General features: G+C 71.2%; 17 protein-coding genes and 1 tRNA gene. 7 read left to right on the top strand and 11 right to left on the bottom strand.

Features of this window, described 5'->3' with window-relative positions; genetic code table 11:
- Positions 1 to 95 precede the first annotated feature (95 nt).
- Entirely contained in the window at positions 96 to 764 is a 669-nt protein-coding gene (locus ABZT74_RS00365; RefSeq protein WP_356170655.1) for a SigE family RNA polymerase sigma factor, read from the top strand.
- Between the two features lie 83 nt (positions 765 to 847).
- Positions 848 to 1885, top strand: coding sequence for a hypothetical protein (locus tag ABZT74_RS00360; RefSeq protein WP_356432618.1), 1038 nt, complete (start codon positions 848 to 850; stop codon positions 1883 to 1885).
- Positions 1886 to 2123: 238 nt separating this feature from the next.
- On the opposite strand, the gene ABZT74_RS00355 is transcribed toward ABZT74_RS00360, so the two are convergent.
- On the bottom strand, positions 2124 to 3038 hold the full coding sequence (locus ABZT74_RS00355) for an SURF1 family protein (RefSeq protein WP_356432615.1): 915 nt from the start codon (positions 3036 to 3038) through the stop codon (positions 2124 to 2126).
- A 49-nt stretch (positions 3039 to 3087) separates the two neighbouring features.
- Complete coding sequence (locus ABZT74_RS00350) at positions 3088 to 3462, bottom strand: nuclear transport factor 2 family protein (RefSeq protein WP_356432612.1); 375 nt, start codon at positions 3460 to 3462, stop codon at positions 3088 to 3090.
- Positions 3463 to 3634: 172 nt separating this feature from the next.
- Here ABZT74_RS00350 and ABZT74_RS00345 point away from each other — a divergent pair, with 172 nt between their 5' ends.
- Complete coding sequence (locus ABZT74_RS00345; RefSeq protein ID WP_356432609.1) at positions 3635 to 5464, top strand: prolyl oligopeptidase family serine peptidase; 1830 nt, start codon at positions 3635 to 3637, stop codon at positions 5462 to 5464.
- Positions 5465 to 5669: 205 nt separating this feature from the next.
- Here the strand turns inward: ABZT74_RS00345 and ABZT74_RS00340 are convergent, their stop codons facing one another.
- A complete protein-coding gene (locus ABZT74_RS00340) occupies positions 5670 to 7664 on the bottom strand; it encodes an NAD-binding protein (RefSeq protein WP_356433017.1) in 1995 nt (664 codons plus the stop codon).
- A gap of 243 nt (positions 7665 to 7907) precedes the next feature.
- Between ABZT74_RS00340 and ABZT74_RS00335 the strand changes: the two genes are divergently transcribed.
- Together ABZT74_RS00335 and ABZT74_RS00330 are read left to right on the top strand one after the other, a co-directional pair.
- Positions 7908 to 8381: a carboxymuconolactone decarboxylase family protein gene (locus tag ABZT74_RS00335; RefSeq protein ID WP_356432606.1), complete on the top strand. Its 474-nt coding sequence runs from the start codon at positions 7908 to 7910 to the stop codon at positions 8379 to 8381.
- 778 nt (positions 8382 to 9159) lie between these two features.
- Positions 9160 to 9699 carry a nuclease-related domain-containing protein gene (locus tag ABZT74_RS00330; protein ID WP_356432603.1) on the top strand — a complete coding sequence of 180 codons (540 nt, stop codon included), beginning with the start codon at positions 9160 to 9162 and terminating at the stop codon, positions 9697 to 9699.
- Positions 9700 to 9831: 132 nt separating this feature from the next.
- Here ABZT74_RS00330 and ABZT74_RS00325 read toward each other — a convergent pair whose 3' ends face one another.
- The 5 genes from ABZT74_RS00325 to ABZT74_RS00305 form a co-directional block, all read right to left on the bottom strand.
- Entirely contained in the window at positions 9832 to 10809 is a 978-nt protein-coding gene (locus ABZT74_RS00325; RefSeq protein ID WP_356432600.1) for a CU044_5270 family protein, read from the bottom strand.
- The gene (locus ABZT74_RS00320) at positions 10806 to 11405 is read right to left on the bottom strand and encodes a sigma-70 family RNA polymerase sigma factor (protein ID WP_356432597.1); all 600 of its coding nucleotides are present in this window, start codon (positions 11403 to 11405) and stop codon (positions 10806 to 10808) included. The genes ABZT74_RS00325 and ABZT74_RS00320 overlap by 4 nt, the downstream gene beginning before the upstream one ends.
- Positions 11406 to 11875: 470 nt before the next feature.
- Positions 11876 to 11949: transfer RNA gene (locus ABZT74_RS00315), tRNA-Pro, on the bottom strand.
- A gap of 28 nt (positions 11950 to 11977) precedes the next feature.
- Entirely contained in the window at positions 11978 to 12778 is an 801-nt protein-coding gene (locus ABZT74_RS00310; RefSeq protein ID WP_356432594.1) for a Pr6Pr family membrane protein, read from the bottom strand.
- Between the two features lie 254 nt (positions 12779 to 13032).
- Positions 13033 to 13959 (bottom strand): metallophosphoesterase, encoded by a 927-nt coding sequence (locus tag ABZT74_RS00305; protein WP_356432591.1) that lies wholly within the window; start codon positions 13957 to 13959, stop codon positions 13033 to 13035.
- Positions 13960 to 14116: 157 nt separating this feature from the next.
- Between ABZT74_RS00305 and ABZT74_RS00300 the strand changes: the two genes are divergently transcribed.
- Positions 14117 to 14581, top strand: a complete 465-nt coding sequence (locus tag ABZT74_RS00300; protein WP_355880341.1) for a GatB/YqeY domain-containing protein — start codon at positions 14117 to 14119, stop codon at positions 14579 to 14581.
- A gap of 195 nt (positions 14582 to 14776) precedes the next feature.
- Here ABZT74_RS00300 and ABZT74_RS00295 read toward each other — a convergent pair whose 3' ends face one another.
- On the bottom strand, positions 14777 to 17086 hold the full coding sequence (locus ABZT74_RS00295) for a transglycosylase domain-containing protein (RefSeq protein ID WP_356170567.1): 2310 nt from the start codon (positions 17084 to 17086) through the stop codon (positions 14777 to 14779).
- A 406-nt stretch (positions 17087 to 17492) separates the two neighbouring features.
- Here ABZT74_RS00295 and wblA point away from each other — a divergent pair, with 406 nt between their 5' ends.
- On the top strand, positions 17493 to 17831 hold the full coding sequence (wblA, locus tag ABZT74_RS00290; protein WP_028799159.1) for a transcriptional regulator WblA: 339 nt from the start codon (positions 17493 to 17495) through the stop codon (positions 17829 to 17831).
- 358 nt (positions 17832 to 18189) lie between these two features.
- Here wblA and ABZT74_RS00285 read toward each other — a convergent pair whose 3' ends face one another.
- Entirely contained in the window at positions 18190 to 19578 is a 1389-nt protein-coding gene (locus ABZT74_RS00285; RefSeq protein WP_356170564.1) for an ArsA family ATPase, read from the bottom strand.
- On the bottom strand, positions 19575 to 20552 hold the full coding sequence (locus ABZT74_RS00280) for an ArsA-related P-loop ATPase (RefSeq protein ID WP_355880349.1): 978 nt from the start codon (positions 20550 to 20552) through the stop codon (positions 19575 to 19577). The genes ABZT74_RS00285 and ABZT74_RS00280 overlap by 4 nt, the downstream gene beginning before the upstream one ends.
- Between the last annotated feature and the right edge of the window lie 19 nt (positions 20553 to 20571).

The following is a 20571-nucleotide window of genomic DNA, read 5'->3' as shown; positions in this document are numbered from 1 at the left end:
GTACCGGAGGGCGGTGTTCAGGCGAATGTGGCGTCCGGCGCGAATGTGACGACCGTCGCGTACAACCCTCCAGGGGGGACGTGTGTCCAACTGGCGTGGCAGAGGTACTCGAATTCACCGCGGTACAGACGAGGGGCACCGCCCTGCGTCCACCCCGCCGACCCCGCAGCCCCGGCTCGCCCGGCGGCATGCCGGTGATCGCGCCCATGCCTGCGACGCGGCCTACCCGCATTCCGGACCAGCGTGACGGCGCCGAGGACATCGCGGCGGCGGGCACGACCGTCGACCACCTGACCGAGACGTACCGGGCGCACTACCGCTCGCTCCTCGGCCTGGCGGCACTCCTGCTGGACGACACCGCCTCCTGCGAGGACGTCGTCCAGGAGGCCTTCATCCGGGTGCACTCGGCGCGCAAGCGCGTGCGTGACCCGGAGAAGACGCTCGCCTACCTGAGGCAGACCGTCGTCAACCTCTCGCGCTCGGCCCTGCGCCGTCGCATCCTCGGCCTCAAGCTCCTTTCGAAGCCGATGCCCGACATGGCGAGCGCCGAGGAAGGCGCCTACGACCAGTTGGAGCGCGACGCGCTGATCAAGGCGATGAAGGGACTCCAGCGCCGCCAGCGCGAGGTCCTCGTCCTGCGCTACTTCGCGGACATGACGGAGGCCCAGGTCGCCGAGACACTCGGCGTCTCCCTGGGCTCGGTCAAGGCGTACGGCTCGCGCGGTATCGCCGCGCTGCGCGTCGCCATGGAGGCGTCGGCATGAGCACCTCCGACGATCGGGGGCGTCCCGGCGACCCGGGGCGCCCGGAACCTGAGCACAAGCAATCGCACGCTGGGAACGGAACTGTGAACCACGGCCCAGACGAACAGCCCGACATCCACGGGCAGGACGGACCGGAAGCCGAGGGGTTCGGCTCGGACGAGCTGGCGCTGCGCCGACTGCTGCACCAGGCCGTCGACACCATCGAACCCACCGACGGCACCCTGGCCCACCTGCGCCGCGCCGTACCGGCCCGGCGGGCCCGCAAGCGCCAGGCCGTGGTCGGCATGGCCGCCGCCGCGCTCTTCATGGGCACGGCGATCCCGGCGTTCGTCCACGTCTCCAACTCCTCCGGGGCGAACGCCAACCCGTCCATCGCGGCCAACAGCTCCGCCGCCCAGGGCGGCGCGAACCAGGACAAGGGCACGGGCACCGGCGACGGCAAGGAGGCCGGCGGCTCGGGCGGCACGTCCAAGGGCAAGGACACCGGAGGCCGGACCGAGAAGCCGGGCAAGGGCCATGGCGCGGGCAGCGGTGCCGCCACGGGCGGTGCCGGTCCGTCGGCGTCGGCCCTGAACGCGGCCGCGTGCACGACGGAGCAGCTCGGCGGAGCCACCGGCACCGCCGCCGGCCCGGACTCCACGGGCGCGGTCTACGGCTCCTTCACCGTCTCGAACGTCTCCACCACCGCCTGCACGGTCACCGGCGCGGGCAGCTTCAACGCCTCGGCCCAGGGCGCGGCGGAGCAGGCCAAGATCGGTGTGGCGAGCCATGTCGCGGGCGACGCGGCCGGCGGACTGCCCGATCCCTCGACGGAGGTGACCTCCCTGGTCCTGCAGCCGGGCGGCTCGTACGTGGTGAAGTTCGCCTGGGTGCCCTCGGAGACCTGCCCGACCATCCCGCCGTCCCCGGACCCGACGCCCACCGAGGGCGCCACCGACAGCGGCGGCACAGCGTCGGAGGGGGTCGGTGCGGCTCCGCAGCTCTACGTCGAGGACGGTGTGCAGGACGGCAGTGTCCTCGTGTCCAGCACGGCGGCCACGGGGGGTGCGGGTGCCTCGGTGGACGTGGCCAACGCCTGCGCCGGCACGGTCATCCACACCGGCATCCTGACGTCCGCCTGACGTCCGCCTGACCGGCCGCCGCCACCACCGGCAGCGGCTGGACAGCGCGGAAACCGCCGCTCGTCGGCGGACGGTCCCGGCACCCTGGTGGGCGCCGGTGGCACGGACGGCCCTTTGCGCCCGCCCCGGCGGCGGATGCGCGAAGGGCCTTCGCGTTCGCCGGACGGTGGCCGGTCGGGGCCGTCGCGATTGCCGGAGGCGGCTGGGCGGCTGAGCGGCCGGGAGGCCGCCGGGGTCGCTAGGCGGTGGTGGAGGGTGTCGCGTCAGCGCCGGCGTTGACTTCGCCGCTGTCGCTGTCGCTGTCGTCATTGGTCCCGCGGTCGTCCTTGGTCCCGCGGTCGCCCGTCCCGGGGGCGGACACGGATCCGGAAGCGCTGGGCTCCTCGGGGCCGGCGTCCGGGAACAGGCCCAGCTCGGCGTCGCGGGCGAACTCCACCTCGCGGCGCAGCAGCCGGAACCACATGAAGACGACGAAGCCCGCGAAGACGAACCACTCACCGGTGTAGCCGAGGTTCTGGAACGCCTTGAGGTCGAGGCCCGTGTTCTGCGGCGCGGCCGGCGGCACGGCCTTCATGCCGGCGTCGGCCTTTTCGAGCGTGATCCAGGCGTCGTACGGGGTGTACGGCACCAGGTTCACCAGCGACGCGGCGCTGATCGCGGCGGTCTGCCCCGGGGGAAGTCCACCGGCCGTGCTGACACCGTTCGACCCGGGGCTCTCGGAGGCCTGGAGCGCGCCCGTGACGGTGACCTCGCCGCCGGGGGCGGCCGGGGCCTTCGCCGGGTCGGCGTCCCCGGGCAGCCATCCGCGGACCACGGGCAGCGCCCTGCCGCCGTCGACGCGCAGCAGCGTCAGGACGTAGAACCCCTGCCTGCCGTCGAGTTCGCGGTCGGGCACGAGGAGCTGCTTGCCGTACCGGCCCGTCGCGATGGTCTGCTTGCCGGACGTCTGGGTGGTCACGGGCAGCATGCCGGCCAGCGGCCTGGCGGGGTCCGTCTTGGCCGCCGAGGCGGCCTCGTCCGCCGTCCGGTGGTCCTGCACTCGGTCCTCGAAGCGCCCCAACTGCCATGACCCCATGAAGATGCAGAAGGGGATGGCCAACAGCACGAAGACGTTGATCCCCCACCAGCGGGGCGTCAGCAGGAACCGGTACACATCGTCCACGGTACGGTGCCGCCCCACGGGGCTCGGCCGTGGGGCCCGCTCAGTAGCGCTCCACGAGACGCTCCCGGCCCGCCGGCGGCTCGTACGGCTCGGGCCAGAAGTCGGTGACCGCGGTGATCCTGCCGTCCTCGTCGGCCGTGAAGAACGTGATCGCCTGCGTCTCCTCCAGGCCCACGGCCAGAAGGATCCAAGAGACCGCGTGACCCGGCTCGGCCACGATCCGCTCGATCCGTACGCGCCAGTCCCCCGGATACTCGCGGTTGAACGCGACGTACCGCTCTCTGCCGCTGATGCGCTCCCGCGTCTGCGGCAGGGTGTAGACGACGTCCTCGGCGAGCAGGCCCGCGAACGCGTCCCAGTCCCGGGCGTCGGCGGCTGCCCAGTAGCTCTCGACGGTGGAGCGCAGATCGGTCATGCGGAAAGTCTGCACCCCGCCACTGACACACGGTCCGACCTGCGCGGACACCGTGCCCGCCGGGTGTGCTCCGGCCCGCCTGCGGGAGGCGTGACGCCCACCGGCGGGGGAGTTGTCCACAGGCTCGGGATCCCGTCGGCGCGCTGCGGCCCGGGCCAGGCACTATGGGGCCATGACTGACAGCAGCAGGTCCATCGAGCAGCAGCAGGCAGACATGCCCGACTGGGAGAAGCGCTTCCGGGCCCCCCGGGTGTCGCTGCCGGACTGGGCGGAGGACGCCCCGCACCGCTCCCTGTTCGTCTCGAACGCGACAGGGACGTACGAGCTGTACGCCTGGGACCGTGCGACGGGGGACCAGCGCCAGGTCACCCACCGGACGAACGGTACGACGGACGGCGTGCTGTCGCCCGACGGCGCGTGGATCTGGTGGTTCGACGACAAGGACGGCGACGAGTTCGGCATCTGGCGCCGCCGCCCCTTCGAAGCCGCCCTGGCCGACGGCGAGACCGATGAACCGGCCGTCCCCGGTCTCGACGCCTCCTACCCCGCGGGCCTGGCCATCGGCCGCGACGGACGGACGGCCGTGGTCGGCCGCTCGACGGACGACGACGGTTCGACGATCCACCTGGCGCGGGCCGGCGAGCCCCCGGTGGAGATCTACCGGCACCGCGAGTCCGCCGGCGTCGGCGACCTCGCGCACGACGGCTCGCTGATCGCGATCGAGCACACCGAGCACGGCGACGCGATGCACTCCGCGCTGCGGGTGCTGCGCCCGGACGGTTCCTCGGTCGCCGAGCTCGACGACACCGAGGGCGGCACCGTCGAGCTGGGCCTCGAAGTGCTGGGCTTCGCACCGGTGGACGGGGACAGCCGGCTGCTCATCGGGCATCAGCGGCGGGGCCGCTGGGAGCCCCTGGTGTGGGACGTGTCGACCGGCGAGCAGACGGACCTGGCGCTCGACCTCCCCGGTGACGTGGCCGCCGAGTGGTATCCGGACGGCTCGGCCCTCCTCGTCGCCCACGGCTTCGAGGCCCGCAGCGACCTCTGGCGCTACGACCTCGCCTCCGGCGAGCTGACCGAGGTCCCGACCCCGCCGGGCACGGTCTCCGGAGCGACGGCCCGCCCGGACGGCACGGTGGAGTACCTGTGGTCCTCGGCGGCCGAGCCCTCGGTGGTCCGCTCCACGGCCGGCACGGTCGTCCTGGACCCGCCCGGCCTGAAGTCCCCGGGGTCGGTCCCCGTGGAGGACGTCTGGGTCGAGGGGCCCGGTGGCCGCATCCACGCCCTGATCCAGAAGCCGGCCGGCACCACCGGTCCGCTCCCCACCGTCTTCGACATCCACGGCGGTCCGACCTGGCACGACAGCGACTCGTTCGCGGCGGGCCCGGCGGCCTGGGTCGACCACGGCTACGCGGTGGTCCGGGTCAACTACCGTGGCTCCACGGGTTACGGCCGCGCGTGGACGGACGCGCTCAAGCACCGCGTCGGCCTCATCGAGCTGGAGGACATCGAGGCGGTCCGCGCCTGGGCGGTGGACTCCGGTCTGGCCGACCCCGAGCGGCTGATCCTCACCGGCGGATCCTGGGGCGGCTACCTCACCCTGCTCGGCCTCGGCACCCGGCCCGACGCGTGGACCCTCGGCATCGCCGCCGTGCCGGTCGCCGACTACGTCACGGCGTACCACGACGAGATGGAGGCACTGAAGGCGATGGACCGCACGCTGCTCGGCGGCACCCCGGAAGAGGTCCCCGAGCGCTTCGAGGCGTCCTCCCCGCTGACCTACGTCGACGCGGTGAAGGCCCCCGTCTACATCTCGGCCGGCGTGAACGACCCCCGCTGCCCCATCCGCCAGATCGACAACTACGTCACCCGCCTCGCCGCCCGCCAAGCCCCTCACGAGGTGTATCGGTACGACGCGGGCCACGGCTCCCTGGTCGTCGACGAACGCATCAAGCAGGTCCGCCTGGAACTGGACTTCGCGGAGAGGTACTTGGGGAAGTAGATCGGGTTGCGGTGGCGGTTGCGGCGGATCGGACCTCAGCTGCGGCTGTAGCGGTAGCCGTAACTGCTATCGCTACCGCTGCTGCCACAGCTACCGCTTAGGCGCTGCGGGGCGGGTGGCCGGGGCGGGTCGGCCGGGGCGAGGGAGCGTGCTGGGCGGCGCGTACCGGACTCCGTCCCGGCCTCCGTCCCGGCCGCCGGCCGGGTCAGCTGCTGCCGGCCCGCTGCTGGGGCTGTCGTCCGAGCAGTTCGGCGAGCCCGCGTCGGGTCGCCGCGAGCACCACGCGGTCCTCGGACTTAAGGACGTGCGTGGCGGGCAGGTCCCACACCAAGCTGGGGCCGCGCGAGGCCGCCGCCGAGGCCGCCCGGCGTTGTCCTCGCGACGCGGTGTCGAGGGCGAGCACCCGCCACGACCCGGCACGGAACGCCTCACCCACCGTGCGCCCCTCCAACTGCGGATGGCCGCCCACGTCGACCGCGGCGAACAGCAGCACCCGGCGCTCGACCGGAATCGCCCCGAGGATCTGCCGCCCCATCATCGCCCCGGCGAACGCCGGCGCGGCCAGATGGGACACGCTGCGGCTCCGGGTGAGCGCGCCGGGATGCGCGGCCCGCAGGGTGCGGTACACCGCGGTCGCGAAGTCGTCGTCGTACAGCCGCAGGACCACGCGCAGATCGGGCTGCACGCTGCGGGCGTACAGCACGGCCTCCAGGTTCGTGGTGTCCGCGCTGGTCAGCGCGAGCAGTGCGTGGGCCCGGCGGATCTTGGCGGCCTCCAGCACACCTTCCTGCGTCACGTCTCCCAGCACGACCGGCACGCGCAGTCGCCGGGCGAGCGCCAGCCCGCGCGCCTCCGGGTCGGCCTCGACGCACACCACGGGGATGTGCAGCTCGCGCAGCCGGGCCAGCACCCGGGTGCCGATCTTGCCGACGCCGAGCAGCACCACGTGCCCGGACAGACCTCGCGGCGGCTTGCGCAGCGCGGACCCGCTGCGGAACGTGCCCAGCGCCTCCAGTACGGCGGCAAGCAGCACCGGTAGCAGCAGCAACCCGACCATGCCGGAACAGAGTTGGAGGATCTGGCGCCCCAGCGGCTGACCGGTGGCCGGGTCGTTGATGGCGAACAGGTCGAGCAGCGTCAGATAGGTGGCCTGGAGCGGTTTCTCGCCGGTGACCAGCATCGACGCCACGGCGAGTCCGACCACGCACGCGACGAGACCGGCGAACGACCAGCGCAGCCGCCGCGAGAACAGCGAACCGAAGGACGGCACGACGCCGAGTCCGGAGGAGAGTTCCGGACCGGTGTACGAAACGTTCTCCAGGACGACGGTGCCGCGCCCGGTTGCCGCGGCCACCGCCCCTGCGTCGGGCAGCAGTTGAGGCCCCTGGGAGCCACTGCCCTCCGAACCGTCCGCGCCCGCGGGGTCGTTGGTCGTGGCGGACAGCAACGCGAGGGTGCACAGGCCGGGATCGGCGACCTCGCCCGGTCCCGGTGGCGGACGCTCGACCGCGCGGAGCATCAGCCCGTCGGTCTGTACGACCTTGCTGGTACCGGCCACGGCCGTGGCGGCCAGGGCGGGCGCGGCGGTGTCGGCGTCGGACAGGACGGTGGTGGACGCGTCGGAGACGTCACGGCCGGGGTCGCCGGGACCGGTGGCGTCTCCTGGGGCCCCGGAGCCGGGAGCCCCGGCGCGGAGCGGGACACCGGCGAGGGCGGAGGCCTGGTCGAGGAGGGCTTCGATGTGCTGCCCGAGGCGTCGGTTGTAGAGCCGCAGGACGAGCCGGATCCGTGGGTTGAGCCGCCGCGCGGTAAGGGCGGCACGGATGTTGGTCTCGTCGTCGTCGTACACGAGAGCCAGCGCGGCGGCCCGCTCCACCCCGGCCTCGCCGAGCACCTCTTCGGTCAGCTCGGCGGCCTCCACGACCCGTTCGGAACCGGTGGGCTCGCCCGCGCGCCCACCGGCGAGGGCGGTGCCGTCCCCGCCACCGTTCCCGTTCCCGGTCCCATTCCCGTTCCCGGAGGCCCTGTTGACGGCTGCGGAGACGCGGTCGAAAAGCGCTGTGGCCCGTGTCCGGCCCACCACCGGCGGTCGCACACTCCGCTGCGCGGGCGGTACGACGAGGGTGACCTGTTCGCCGTAGACCCCGCGCAACTCGGCGGCCAGCCGGTGCGCCAGGGCGTCGTCACCGGCCACCACCATGTGAGCGGCGGCGGTGTCGGGCGAGGCGCTCGGAGACGGAAGGTTCACCACGGGAGAGAAGACTGCCGCACTGGCCCAGGCGGTTCCAGTGCCGGATGAGATCCGCCCGTCGTCGCTCGGTCCGCCGGGGCGGGACGCGGGTCACAGGCGGCGATGTCACAACGGACGGGGTCCGTTCCGTCCAAGGGGTCGAAGCACCACGGAAGCCACCGCATGTGCGGCACACGTGACCTAGGAGAAGCCATGGAAGCCCGTCTGAACCTGTTCGCCAGCCCGGTCGCCGCGAAGTTCGGAAAGCACCTCACCGCGGCGGGCAGGGCGCTCGCGGACTCCACCGTGCCGGCCGCGACGCAGGAACTGGTGAAGCTCCGCGCCAGCCAGATCAACGGCTGCGGTTTCTGCACCGACATGCACACCAAGGACGCCGAGCACGCCGGGGAGACGTCGGTACGCCTCAACCTCGTCGCGGCCTGGCGTGAGGCCACGGTGTTCACCGACGCCGAGCGCGCGGCCCTGGAGCTGACGGAGCAGGCCACCCGCATCGCCGACGCGGCGGGCGGGGTCACGGACGAGTGCTGGGCGAACGCCGCCAAGTACTACGACGAGGAGCAACTCGCCACCCTGGTCTGCGTCATCTCTCTCATCAACGCCTTCAACCGGGGCAACGTCATGGTCCAGCAGCCGGCGGGCAGCTACCGCCCGGGCCAGTTCGCCTGAGGGGGGCACGGCGGGGGCCCGGTCGCCATCGTGTGACGGGGCCTCTGCCCAGCACCTTCTCGCCCGGCCCTCACGATTCGTTCGACGGGCGAGGAACCGCCCGCCCCCAGCGCGCCCTTGTGCGTGCCGTCCTCACGCTGCTGCCATGTCGACATCGGCACCGACGAGGTCAGAGGGGGCAACCATGCTTCAGCTCACAGTCGTTCGATGGAGGCGGTTCGGGCACGACCGTCTCTACGCCAATCTTCCCGACGGCACGGCAGTGGGCTGGGCCGACTGCACGACGGGCACGATCACCGTCCTGCGCACGGAGTACCTGGAGCCGGTGACGTCCGTACTCGCACCGCACTTACCGGGAAGGCAGGAGTCACCGGCACCGTCGCACGCGGGGGCCCCGTCTCGTGAGGGGGCACCGTCGCACGCGGGAGCACCGTTCCGTGAGGGGCCATCGTCCCGCCGGGCGGCGCCGGACATCCGCCGGCTCCAAGGCGGCCTGCACAGAGGTCCGGCCCCGGAGGCGGCGCCGGCATCGAAGCCGGCGCAGGCACCGGAAACAGCGCCTGCATCGGAGGCAGCCCGGGCAGCGCAGGCATCGGAGGCACCGCAGGCAGTGGCGGCGACCCCCCACCGCCCGACCCCGCACCACCCGACCCCGCACCACCCGACCCCCCACCACCCGACCCCCCTCCTGCCACCCCTGACCCCACCCGACGACCTGGCGGAGAACGCCCCTGGCACGGCGCTTCGGCCGAGGACCGACGAGTCCGCGGCCGGTCCCGTGACACGGGCCCTGGCCCGCATACTCGGGCGCCCGGCCGACGGGGACTCGTGGCGCAAGGGCGCGGAGGGCGGACGCCGCGTCGGCGCCGAACTCGACCGGCTGCGGCGGCACGGATGGCACGTCCTGCACTCCATCCCGTTGCCCGGGGACGTGGATCTCGACCACCTCCTGATCGGGCCCGGCGGGGTCTTCAGCATCAACACCAAGAACCATCCGGGCAAGCCGGTCTGGGTCGGCGACGACGCCGTGAAGGTCGACAACGGCGACCCCCGGCCGTACGCCCGCACGAGCCGTTCCGAAGCGGAGCGCGTCCAACGCGTCCTCGGCCACTACTGCGGATTCCCCGTCCCGGTCGAGCCGGTCCTCGTCTTCGTCGGCATCACCGACCTGAAGGTCGAGGCGACCCAACTCAAGGTGAGGGTCTACCGAGAACGCGAAGTCTCAGCCCTGGCCCCCCTGACCGGCATCTGGACCCCCTCCCAGGTCACCAGGATCCACAGCGTCGCCCGGCACCGGAGGGCCTGGCTGGAGGCTTGAGGGGGTGAGCTCCGGCCGCGCCGCGGAGGGCCGGCCGCCCGGAAGGACACGCGACAACGTCAGAGGGCCCCTACCTACCCGGTAAGGGCCCTCTGAACTGCTGCCGAACGGCTTCGGCGCCCCCGCCGGATGTCAGGGGCGGTCGCCCTTGTGGTCGACGACTCCCGCGGCCAGGAGCGCGTTCTGGAACATGAGGTCGCCCGCCTTCCAGGGCCGGTCAGGGATGTCGTCGGCGCCCGGGAACGAAACTTTGTGGTCCTTGACCACGACCCACCGGTCGCCGAGGTACTGGTAGGTGTGCGGGTCGATCAGGATCTCGCGGCGGATCTTCTGTCCCTTGTCGTCGTGCCCGACTGCGATGGCGTCCCGGCCGGCGAGGTCCCGCACGAGGTGGTCGGTGACCTCGGCGCCGGGGACCGTGGCCAGCGCGCGGTACATCTTGGCGAGCGTCTGTGGCGGGATGGGCTGGGACGCGAACAGCACACGCAGCCCACTCATGTCCTGCTCCCCCTCGGACTGGGTGCTGCCTTTCCCGGACGGGTAGTAGGCGCGGACCTTCTTCAGGACTGCGGCCGGGTCGTCCGGCAGCTCGTCGAGGAAGCGGAGGCGTTCGCGCATGGAGCGGTCGTCGCCCTCCTTGCCGTTCTCGAAGCGCGGGTCCGCGTACCGCACCCAGCGCTCCCGGGGTTTTGGCTCCGGCTCGGGCTGGGTGGTGCTCTTGGGCCACATTCCGGGAGTGGCCGAGAGCTCCTTCTCGTAGATCCACTGGCCCGCGTGCGGTGTGGGCCCCGGATCGGCCCGCTCCAGCGTGGAGGCGGCCCGCTCCAGCACCTCCTTCACCGAACCAGGCACCGTCCGCGTCGTAGCCGGCACCGTGCGCTCCGCACCACTGTGACCGCCCCCTCCGAGGCCGTAGGCCAGCACGGCCACCGCGGTGAGCGCGGCGGCGGCTCCGACCGCTGCGAGCCGCCAGTCGGCCCGCAGCCTGCGTCCCCGGCCACGCTCCGCGGCACTGCTCAGCCGGTCCCGACCCTTGGCGAGCCGTGCCCGGTCGGGCTTCGGCGCCCCGGCCCGGAACTCGCGTACGTCCTTCATCTCGTCCACGTTCACGGCCGGACCACCTCCGCCACTTCGCCCCGAAACGCCGGGTCGGCACCCAGCGCGGCCCGTACCTTGCGGCGGGCCCGGTTGAGCCGGGACCGCACGGTCCCGACGGGTATGCCGAGCGCCTCGGCGACCTCCTGGTAGGGCAGGTCGGCCCAGGCCACGAGCAGCAGCACATGCCGGTCGGCGGCGGACAGCGCGGCGAGCGCGTCCGCGAGCGGGGCGCGGTCGGCGACCAGGTCCGCGGTGTCCTCGACCCAGCCGGCCGCGACGGGGTCGTGGCCGGTCCTGGCCAGCGCACGCAGACCGCGTACTTCCTTCCGGCGCTGCTTGCCGATGAGGTGCGCGGCGATCCCGTACAGCCAGGGCCGGGCGCTGGCCCGCGAGGCGTCGCAGCGGGCACGCACCCGGAACGCGGTCAGGAACGTGTCGGCCGTGACGTCGTCCGCCGCGTGGTCGCCGAGACGCCGGGCCGCGTACCGGTGGATGTCGGGTGCGTACCGGTCGTAGAGCCGGGCGAACAGCTCCGGATGTTCCAGGGACTGCGCGATGACATGGCCGTCGCGTTCGTCACCGGGATCGAGCGCCGGTGGTCCGGTCACGGGTCCTCCGTCAGCGGGTGGGGTCGAGCGTGTCACCCGTTGTTCCCCGCTGCCCCGCGAAGAGTTCACGGCCGCACAGGATTTCCTCAGGGAGCGGACGCGACCCTACGGGCCCAGCCACGCCGGCATCTCCCGCGCGTACATGGCGTCGTAGACCTCGCACGCGAGCGGCGCCTGGCACCTCGCGGCGCCGACGGGGCGCGCGCGGTGAGGTGCAGCTCGTACCCCAGTCCCCCTGGCGAGCTCTGGGCCCGGCTGAACGGGCTTGGCCGATGGCTCGTTGGCGATGAGTCACCCGGCGCTGAGCGTCGCGCTCCACGACTTCTTGGGGCGAGGCTCAAGGCCGTGGCAACCGGTGCTGCTGGGGCCGGTATTCCAAGATCTTCTCCCGGATTTCTCCAGAGCCCCTGGAGAACGAGACAGGCCCGGTGCTGATTTCTCAGCACCGGGCCTGACCTGCGATTTAGCTGTCGGGGTGGCGGGATTTGAACCCACGACCTCTTCGTCCCGAACGAAGCGCGCTGCCAAGCTGCGCTACACCCCGATCGTCGCTGCTCTCGCGGCGACGTCGTTTACTTTAGCCCACTGGCGCCGGGAGACGAAATCCGGTTTCCGAGGCTTCGTGCGCGGCGTCGGACCGGGTCCGGGCGGACGTGGTCGACCGCGACGATCAGCAGGGCCAGGGCGTAGAAGGCGACGCCGAGGATGGCGGTATTGCCGAGGACCCCGGTGTAACCGTGGCGGTCCACGTCGACGAACGGGTAGAGATAGCGCGCCGGGCTCCCCGGCGACATAACCGCCCCGCGGACCAGGCAGAACACCAGGTAGGCGAGCGGGTAGAGCAGCCAGGTCACCGCGTTCCGGAACGCCAGCGGGGCGGGCCGTGTCAGCAGCAGCCAGTCGAGCGCCACGGCAACCGGCGTCACCGTGTGCAGGAGGTGGTTCGCCACCGCGTGCCAGCCGGAGAGGGTGTCGACGCCTCCGGTCATGGAGAACGGAGTGGACTCGTTCGCCAGGAGCAGGTGGTACACCAGGCCCGTGATCGAGATGTAGATCAGCGTGCCGCCCGTCAGTACTCCGGGCAGGGGGCGGCGGGCCGACCAGGCGCGGTGGGCCGACGCCACGAAGACCACGGCGACGAGCAGGTTGGTCTGGATCGTGAAATAGCTCAGCACCCGGACCGGGGTGCCCAGCTTCACGTCGATGGCCACGCCGGCCACCGCCGCCAGGGCCACGAGGATGCGGAAGACCGCCGTGAAGAGGCGGCGCGTGGGCGTGACGACCGCCGTCGCCGGGACGAAGGAGACGATCGGCGGAGAGATACCCGGTATCGCGGGGAGATCGGGTATGTCCCGGGGCATGGGGGTGATCATGGCCCCACGCTAAGCGGATGGGTCGAATCGGGCGATATGGGATGCGGCGAGTGGGTGTCGGGGGGTGGAGCGAAGGGGGCTCCGGTCCGAGCGGGCTCCGGTCCGAGGGGCCCGGTCCGTCCGTACTCCGGCACGGACGCGCCGGGGCCGCCCGGACTCCGGCGCGGACGCGCCTGACCGCCCTCTCGGGGATGCCCGGCCGGACCTTGATGGTCCCCCGCGTCTCCTACTTGCGCCCCGCTACCTCCGCCCCGCTACTTCCGCTCCACCAACGTGAGCAGCGACGCCTCAGGCGGGCACGCGAAGCGGACCGGGGTGTAGCGGTTCGTGCCGCAGCCGGCTGAGACGTGCATGTACGAGGTCCGCCCCTCTGCCGTGTGGGTGGAGAGACCCTTGACGCGGTCCGTGTCGAGGTCGCAGTTGGTCACGAAGGCGCCGTAGAAGGGGAGGCAGAGCTGGCCGCCGTGGGTGTGGCCCGCCAGGACCAGGGGGTAGCCGTCGGCGGTGAACGCGTCCAGGGTGCGCAGGTACGGGGCGTGCACGACGCCCATCGAGAAGTCGGCGGACTCGGACGGGCCGCCGGCCACGCGCGCGTACCGGTCGCGCTTGATGTGCGGGTCGTCGAGGCCCGTCAGCTCGATCGCCGAGCCCTCTATCTTCAGCGTGCCCCGGGTGTTCGTCAGGTTCAGCCAGCCCGCGGTGTCGAAGCCGTCCCGCAGGTCCTCCCACGGGTTGTGGATGGCGCTCACCGCCGGCTTGTTGCCGTTCAGCCCGTGACGGCCCTGGGCCTTCTCGAACAAGTACCGGGCGGGGTTGCGAAGTTTGGGGCCGTAGTAGTCGTTCGAACCGAAGACGTACGCCCCCGGGAACTCCATCAGGGGGCCCAGCGCGTCCAGGACCTCGGGCACGCCCTCGGGGTCCGACAGGTTGTCCCCGGTGTTGATCACGAAGTCGGGGCGCAGGCCGGCCAGGGAACGCAGCCAGCGCTGCTTCTTGCGCTGCCCGCTCACCATGTGGATGTCGGAGACCTGCAGGACGCGCAGCGGTCGCATGCCCGGCGGCAGGACCGGGACCGTCACCCGCCGGAGGCGGAAGGAACGGGCCTCGAACCCTGCCGAGTAGAGCAGACCGGCGGCGCCCACCGCCGTGATTCCCAGGGGTACTCCGTATCGCGCGCGCATACGTCCATCGTGTCAGACCCCGCCAAGTCCGCGTGCCCCCCTGTGGACAACCCCGTACGAAACCCTGCGGCTTCCGCCCGCCGGGCGTTGGGTGCCCTTCGGGCGCGCGGCGAAATCAACGGGCGGCCACCTCACCGCACCTGCGACACTTGGCGGCATGACCACGCTCAAGTCGAAGTTGCAGGAAGACCTCAACGCCGCGATCAAGGGGCGCGACGAGCTGCGCTCCTCGACGCTCCGGCTCACCCTCTCCGCGATCACCAACGAGGAGGTCGCGGGCAAGACCAAGCGCGAGCTCTCCGACGACGAAGTGCAGAAGGTGATCACGCGCGAGGCGAAGAAGCGCCGTGAGGCGGCCGAGGCCTTCGCGCAGGGCGGGCGTGCCGAGTCGGCCGAGCGGGAGCGGGCGGAGGGTGTGGTGCTCGCCGCGTACCTGCCCAAGCAGCTGTCCGACGAGGAGCTTCAGCAGATCGTCGCCCAGGCGGTCGAGGAGGCGAAGGCGGCGGGCGCCGAGGGGCCGCGTGCCATGGGCCAGGTCATGAAGATCGTGAACCCGAAGGTGGCCGGTCAGGCCGAGGGCGGCCGCGTCGCCGCCATCGTGAAGCAGCTGCTCGCGGGCTGATCCTTCACGGGTCCGCGCCTTCGCGGGCGTCCTCGTCCTGGATGAGGGACGAGCGGCGACCGTGGGTACGGCAGCGGAAAAGGGCACCTTCGAGGCGGAGCGGGAAGCGCGTGTGCCGCTTCCTCCGCCGCGAAGGTGCCCTTTTCCATGACCGAAGCCGGGACGTCGGGACGCCTGAACGTCAGGGCGTACGGGTCAGCGTTGGCCGCCGTCTCCGTTGCCGCCGTTCCCGGTACCGCTGTTGCTGTTCCCCTGGATGAATCCCTCGGGGATGGAGAAGGAAGGCGTCGGGATCGTCCCGCCACCGTCGCTCTGGCCGCTGATGGTGTTCCCGAAAGTGGCCCCGCCGTTGGCGTTGCCGCCCGTATTGCCGTTAGGGTTCCCGTTGTTGCCGTCGTCGCCGCCCTTGTCCCGGTTCTTGTCCTTGTCCTTGTCGAGGTCGGGGATGTCGACCTTGTTGAAGGAGGGGGCTTCCTTGCCGACGAGCGCGCCCGTCATCAGGTCCCGCCAGATCGGTCCGGGGACCTCACCGCCGTAGACCTTGTCGTGGTAGACGCCGCCGATCGAGATGCCCACCATGTGGACCCGCTGGGAGGCGCTGCCGACCCAGACGGCGCCGGACAGGTTCGGCGTGTAGCCGACGAACCAGGCGTTCTTGCGCTCGTCGGTGGTACCCGTCTTACCGGCGTTGGCGCGGTCCGTGAGGCCGGCCTGCTGGCCCGTACCGGAGTCGATCACGCCGCTCAGCAGGGTGCTGACGGTGTCCGCGGTCTTCTCCGACATGGCCCGCGAGCACGTCGACTTGGGTACTTCGAGGGACTTCTCGCGCTCACCGATCTGCTGACTGATCGACTCGATGGCGACCGGCGTGCAGTACATGCCGCGGGACGCGAAGGCGGCGTACGCCGTGGCCATCGTGAGCGGCGAGATGCCCTTGGCGCCCAGGGCGATGGACGGCACCTGGGGGAGCTTGTCGCCGTTGCCCTGCACGACGCCGAGCTTGTCGATCTGGTTGATCACCGGGCACAGGCCGATGTCGGAGATCATCTGCACGAAGTAGGTGTTGACCGACTTCGCCATCGCCTCCTTCAGCCGGTAGGGACCGACCTCGGAGGCGCTCTCGTTCGGGACGACCTCGTTCGACTGGTTCGTCCACGGCTTGCTGCCGCAGGTCTGCACGGGGCTGGGGTACGGCATCTTGTTCGGTGACGAGTACTGCTGCGTCGCCGGCTTGCCCTGCTCCAGCGCCGCCGCGGCCACGAACGGCTTGAACGTCGAACCGGTCGGGAAGCCGAAGTTCGAGCCGCCCATGCCGTAGTTCACCGAGTAGTTGTACTCGGTCTCGTTCTTCCCGTAGCCGTACGGCTTCGACTGGCCCATCCCGAGGATCTTGCCGGTGCCCGGCTCGACCAGGGTGCCCGCCGCCGCGACCTTGTCGGACTTGTTGACGTGATCCTTTATCGAGGTCTGGATCGACTCCTGGGCCTGCGGGTCGAGCGTCGTACGGATCGTCAGGCCGCCCTGGTTCCAGACCTTGGCGCGGGCCTCCCGCGTCTTGCCGAAGACCGGGTCGCTCTTGAAGACGTTCTCCACGTACTTGCAGAAGAAGCTGGCGCCCGCGACCGCCGTGATGCAGCCGTTCTTCGGCTCGCTGACGTGCAGCCCGAGCTTGGCCGCCTTGGCCTTGTCGGCCTCTTCCTGGGAGATGTCGTGCACCTCGGCCATGCGCTCCAGGACGGTGTTGCGGCGCTTGGTGGCCTCTTCCTCGTCGTTGACCGGGTCGTACCGGCTGGGCGACTGGACGATGCCCGCGAGGAGCGCCGACTCCTGGAGGTTCAGGTCCTTGGCGTGCTTGGAGAAGTAGCGCTGGGCGGCGGCCTCGACTCCGTAGGCCTGCTCCCCGAAGAACGTGATGTTCAGGTAGTTCTCGAGGATCTTCTTCTTGCCCAGCTTCTCTTCCAGCTGGATCGCATACTTCAGCTCGCGGATCTTGCGGCCGATGGTCTGCTGGGTGGCCTGCGCGACCTTCGTCGGGTCGTCGCCGGCCTCCTCCACGAAGTAGTTCTTCACCAGCTGCTGGGTCAGGGTGGAGGCGCCCTGGGCCACTCCGCCGTTCTGCGCGTTCTGGTTGACCGCGCGCAGGATGCCCTTCAGGTCGACGGCGCCGTGCTGGTAGAAGCGCGAGTCCTCGATCGCGACGATCGCCTTCTGCATGTACGGCGACATGTCCTTGAGGTCGACCACCGTGCGGTCGCGCGAGTAGACCGTCGCGATCTGACCGCCCTTGCTGTCCAGGATCGTGGTCCGCTGGCTCAGCGCGGGACTCTTCAGGTTGTCCGGAATGTCGTCGAACCCCTGGACGGAACCCTTGGCCGCGAGGCCGAGCGCGCCGGCGGCGGGCAGGGCGATTCCGGCCATGACGGCGCCCGCGAGCACGCTGACACCGAGGAACTTGGCGGCCTGCTGCGTAGGGGACAGACCACCGCCCGAGCGCTTCTTTGGCATGAGGGCAGCCTACGTTCTCATTCGCCGGACACGCGTATATGCCTTGGCCTAAGCTGCTCTCAACTGTCACAGCAGTGCGGCTACGTATCAATACGTCCGGCGACCCCGAATCGTTCCGGAGGTTCCACGATTTCTGTGGAGGGCGTGTCCGAATCAGCCTTGTGTGTCACCCGGCGTCCGTTGTGACTCAACTGAACTGTCCCGGTTTGCCGGGATAGTCAGGCATGTCCTCAGCTCACTCCCCCGGGTGATCTGCCGCTTACGCATAGTCCGTTCGGGCCATTCAAGATTGGGCCCGAAGGGGGTGTTGCGCTGTGCCCGCCTTCCGTAACGTCCTCAACTGGCGGCGGTGAATATGCCGCTGCCGCCGTGGGGGAGCCTCGATTCGGGAGAGGACGGCGCCGGTATGGGCTGGGTAACCGACTGGAGTGCGCAGGCGGCCTGCCGCACTACCGATCCGGATGAACTGTTCGTTCAAGGAGCAGCGCAGAACAGGGCCAAGGCAGTGTGCACCGGATGTCCGGTACGCACGGAGTGCCTCGCCGATGCGCTCGACAACCGCGTCGAATTCGGCGTGTGGGGTGGCATGACCGAGCGGGAGCGCCGCGCGTTGCTGCGCCGCCGGCCGACGGTCACCTCGTGGCGTCGCCTGCTGGAGACCGCGCGTACCGAGTACGAGCGCGGGGCGGGCCTGCTCCCTCTGGACGAGGAAGAGGTGTACGAGCGCTACGCGGCGGTGGGCTGAGGGCCGTTCGCGGTCGCCCGCCGGGCGACCGGATCCCGAGGTGCCCCGCAGGAGACGTCGAGACGGCCGGGGCGCTGCGGTGTCCGAGACGCCGAGGTGACCGTGGAGTGTTCGCGGTGCCGAGCCGAGACGGTGCGTGTCCGGGCGGGAAGGTCCGGGCGCGCGGGGTGGGATGTGCCACCCTTCGCCCCTCGCGCCGCTGAGGCGTGCCGACCGGGCGAAGTGCGCGGTGCGGTCAGGCTGCCCGGGGTCCGTCCGGGCGTCCGGAGCACCCTTCGGCAATCCGCAGCGCCGTGGGGGGCCAAGGTGCTCTACGCGTCCTGCTTCGAGCGCCCTGAAGGCGACGGTTGCCGCCTGCTCAACTCTCGGGCAGCTCCGGCTTGTGGGCCGCGAGCCGGTTCCCGATGTCCCGCAGTCCCGCCAGATCGTGTACATCGCCGGGCAGCGCCGCCACTTCCGCCACCGCCACCTCGGGGTGGCGCGCGGTGAAGCGGTCCCGCGTGCGCTGCTCGCGGGAGAGCAGCTGCATGCGCTCGGCATGCAGCCTCAACAGGCCTGCGGTGAGCTGGTCGACGGAGCGCTCGGGGTCCGTGGCGGCGGTCCCGTCCGTGTCGGGGGTGCTGTCCGTGGCGGCCGTCCTGGGCGGGGCGTCGGGGGAGCCTTCGTCAGGAGCTGCTGTCTCGGAAGCCGTGGAATCTGAACTGCCGTACGTGTCGGGAGAGTTACGAAGTCCAGCTTTCCCGTCCCCCTGATCGACAATGCGGGCCGCGTCAAGATTTTCCGCGGTGGCGGATTCCTCGTCCTCCGACACGGCCGAATCAAGATCCTCCGCGGCGGCGAGCGCCCGCTCGGCGGACAACCGGGCCGCTCCGCTCCCGTGCACGCGGTTGAGCACCAGACCCGCGAACGGCATGTCCTCGGCGGCCAGCCGCTGGACGAAGTACGCCGCCTCCCGCAAAGCGTCCCGCTCCGGAGCCGCCACCACGAGGAAGGCCGTGCCGGGCGCCTGGAGCAGCTTGTACGTGGCGTCCGCGCGGGTGCGGAATCCGCCGAAGGTGGTGTCCATCGCGGACACGAACGTCTGTACGTCCTTGAGGAGTTGGCCCCCGAGGAGCTTGCCCAGGGTGCCGGTCATCATCGACATCCCGACGTTCAGGAACTTCATGCCCGCCCGGCCACCCAGCTTCGCCGGCGCCGTCAGCAGCCGGATCAGCCGCCCGTCCAGGAAGGAACCGAGGCGCTTCGGGGCGTCCAGGAAGTCCAGCGCGGAGCGGGACGGCGGGGTGTCGACCACGATCAGGTCCCACTCGTCGCGCGCCCGCAACTGGCCGAGTTTCTCCATCGCCATGTACTCCTGCGTGCCCGCGAAGCCCGCCGAAAGCGACTGGTAGAAGGGGTTGTTCAGGATGGCGGTCGCCCGCTCGCCGTCCGCGTGCGCCTCGACGATCTCGTCGAACGTCCGCTTCATGTCGAGCATCATCGCGTGCAGCTCTCCGCTGCCCTCGACGCCCTTCACCCGGCGCGGGGTGTTGTCGAGCGAGTCGATGCCCATGGACTGCGCCAGCCTGCGCGCGGGGTCGATGGTGAGGACGACGACCTTGCGGCCGCGCTCCGCGGCACGCAGGCCGAGAGCCGCCGCCGTGGTCGTCTTGCCGACGCCGCCCGAGCCGCAGCACACCACGATGCGGGTCGTGGGGTCGTCGAGCAGCGGGTCGAGGTCGAGGACACGAGCGGGGTCCAGACTCATGACATCCCTTGCTTCCGCAGCTGTGCGGCCAGTTGGTACAGGCCGGCCAGGTCCATGCCCTCGGCGAGCAGCGGCAGTTCGTGCAGGGGCAGACCCTGCTCGGCCAGCACGCTGCGCTGCTCGGTCTCCAGGGCGTGCCGCTCGGCGTACTCCTCCGCCTGTTCGAGCAGCGGGTCCACCAGCCGCTCGGCCAGTCCGCCGCGGCGCGCACCGCCGAGGCCGGCCGACGAGAGCGACTTGGCGATCGCCGTGCGCGGCGCGGTCTCCACGAGGGCCAGATCGGTGCCGTCGAGGAGCGCGGGGCGCACCATGTTCATGACGATCCGGCCCACGGGGAGTTTCGCGGCGCGCAGTTCCGCGATCCCGTCCGCGGTCTCCTGTACGGGCATCTCCTCCAGCAGCGTCACCAGGTGGACCGCCGTCTCCGGAGACTTGAGAACCCGCATGACGGCCTGGGCCTGGTTGTGTATCGGGCCGATCTTCGCGAGTCCGGCGACCTCGTCGTTCACGTTCAGGAAGCGGGTGATGCGGCCCGTCGGGGGCGCGTCCATCACCACGTAGTCGTACGTGAAGCGGCCGCTCTTCTCCTTGCGCCGCACCGCCTCGCAGGCCTTGCCGGTGAGGAGGACGTCCCGCACACCGGGCGCGATGGTGGTCGCGAAGTCGATCGCGCCGAGCTTCTTGAGGGCCCGGCCGGCGCCGCCCAGTTTGTAGAACATCTGGAGGTAGTCCAGCAGCGCCAGTTCCGCGTCGATGGCGAGGGCGTACACCTCCCCGCCGCCCGGAGCGACGGCGATCTTCCGCTCCTCGTAGGGCAGCGCCTCCGTCTCGAATAGCTGCGCGATGCCCTGTCTGCCCTCGACCTCCACGACGAGGGTGCGCTTGCCCTCTGTCGCGAGGGCGAGCGCTAGGGCTGCGGCCACCGTGGTCTTGCCGGTACCGCCCTTGCCGCTGACGACCTGGAGCCTGCTCACGTATTCGAGCCTAACCAGT

This window comes from Streptomyces sp. NPDC005302, from assembly GCF_040607345.1.
Classification (GTDB): domain Bacteria; phylum Actinomycetota; class Actinomycetes; order Streptomycetales; family Streptomycetaceae; genus Streptomyces.
This window is presented reverse-complemented; position numbering and strand designations above follow the sequence as displayed.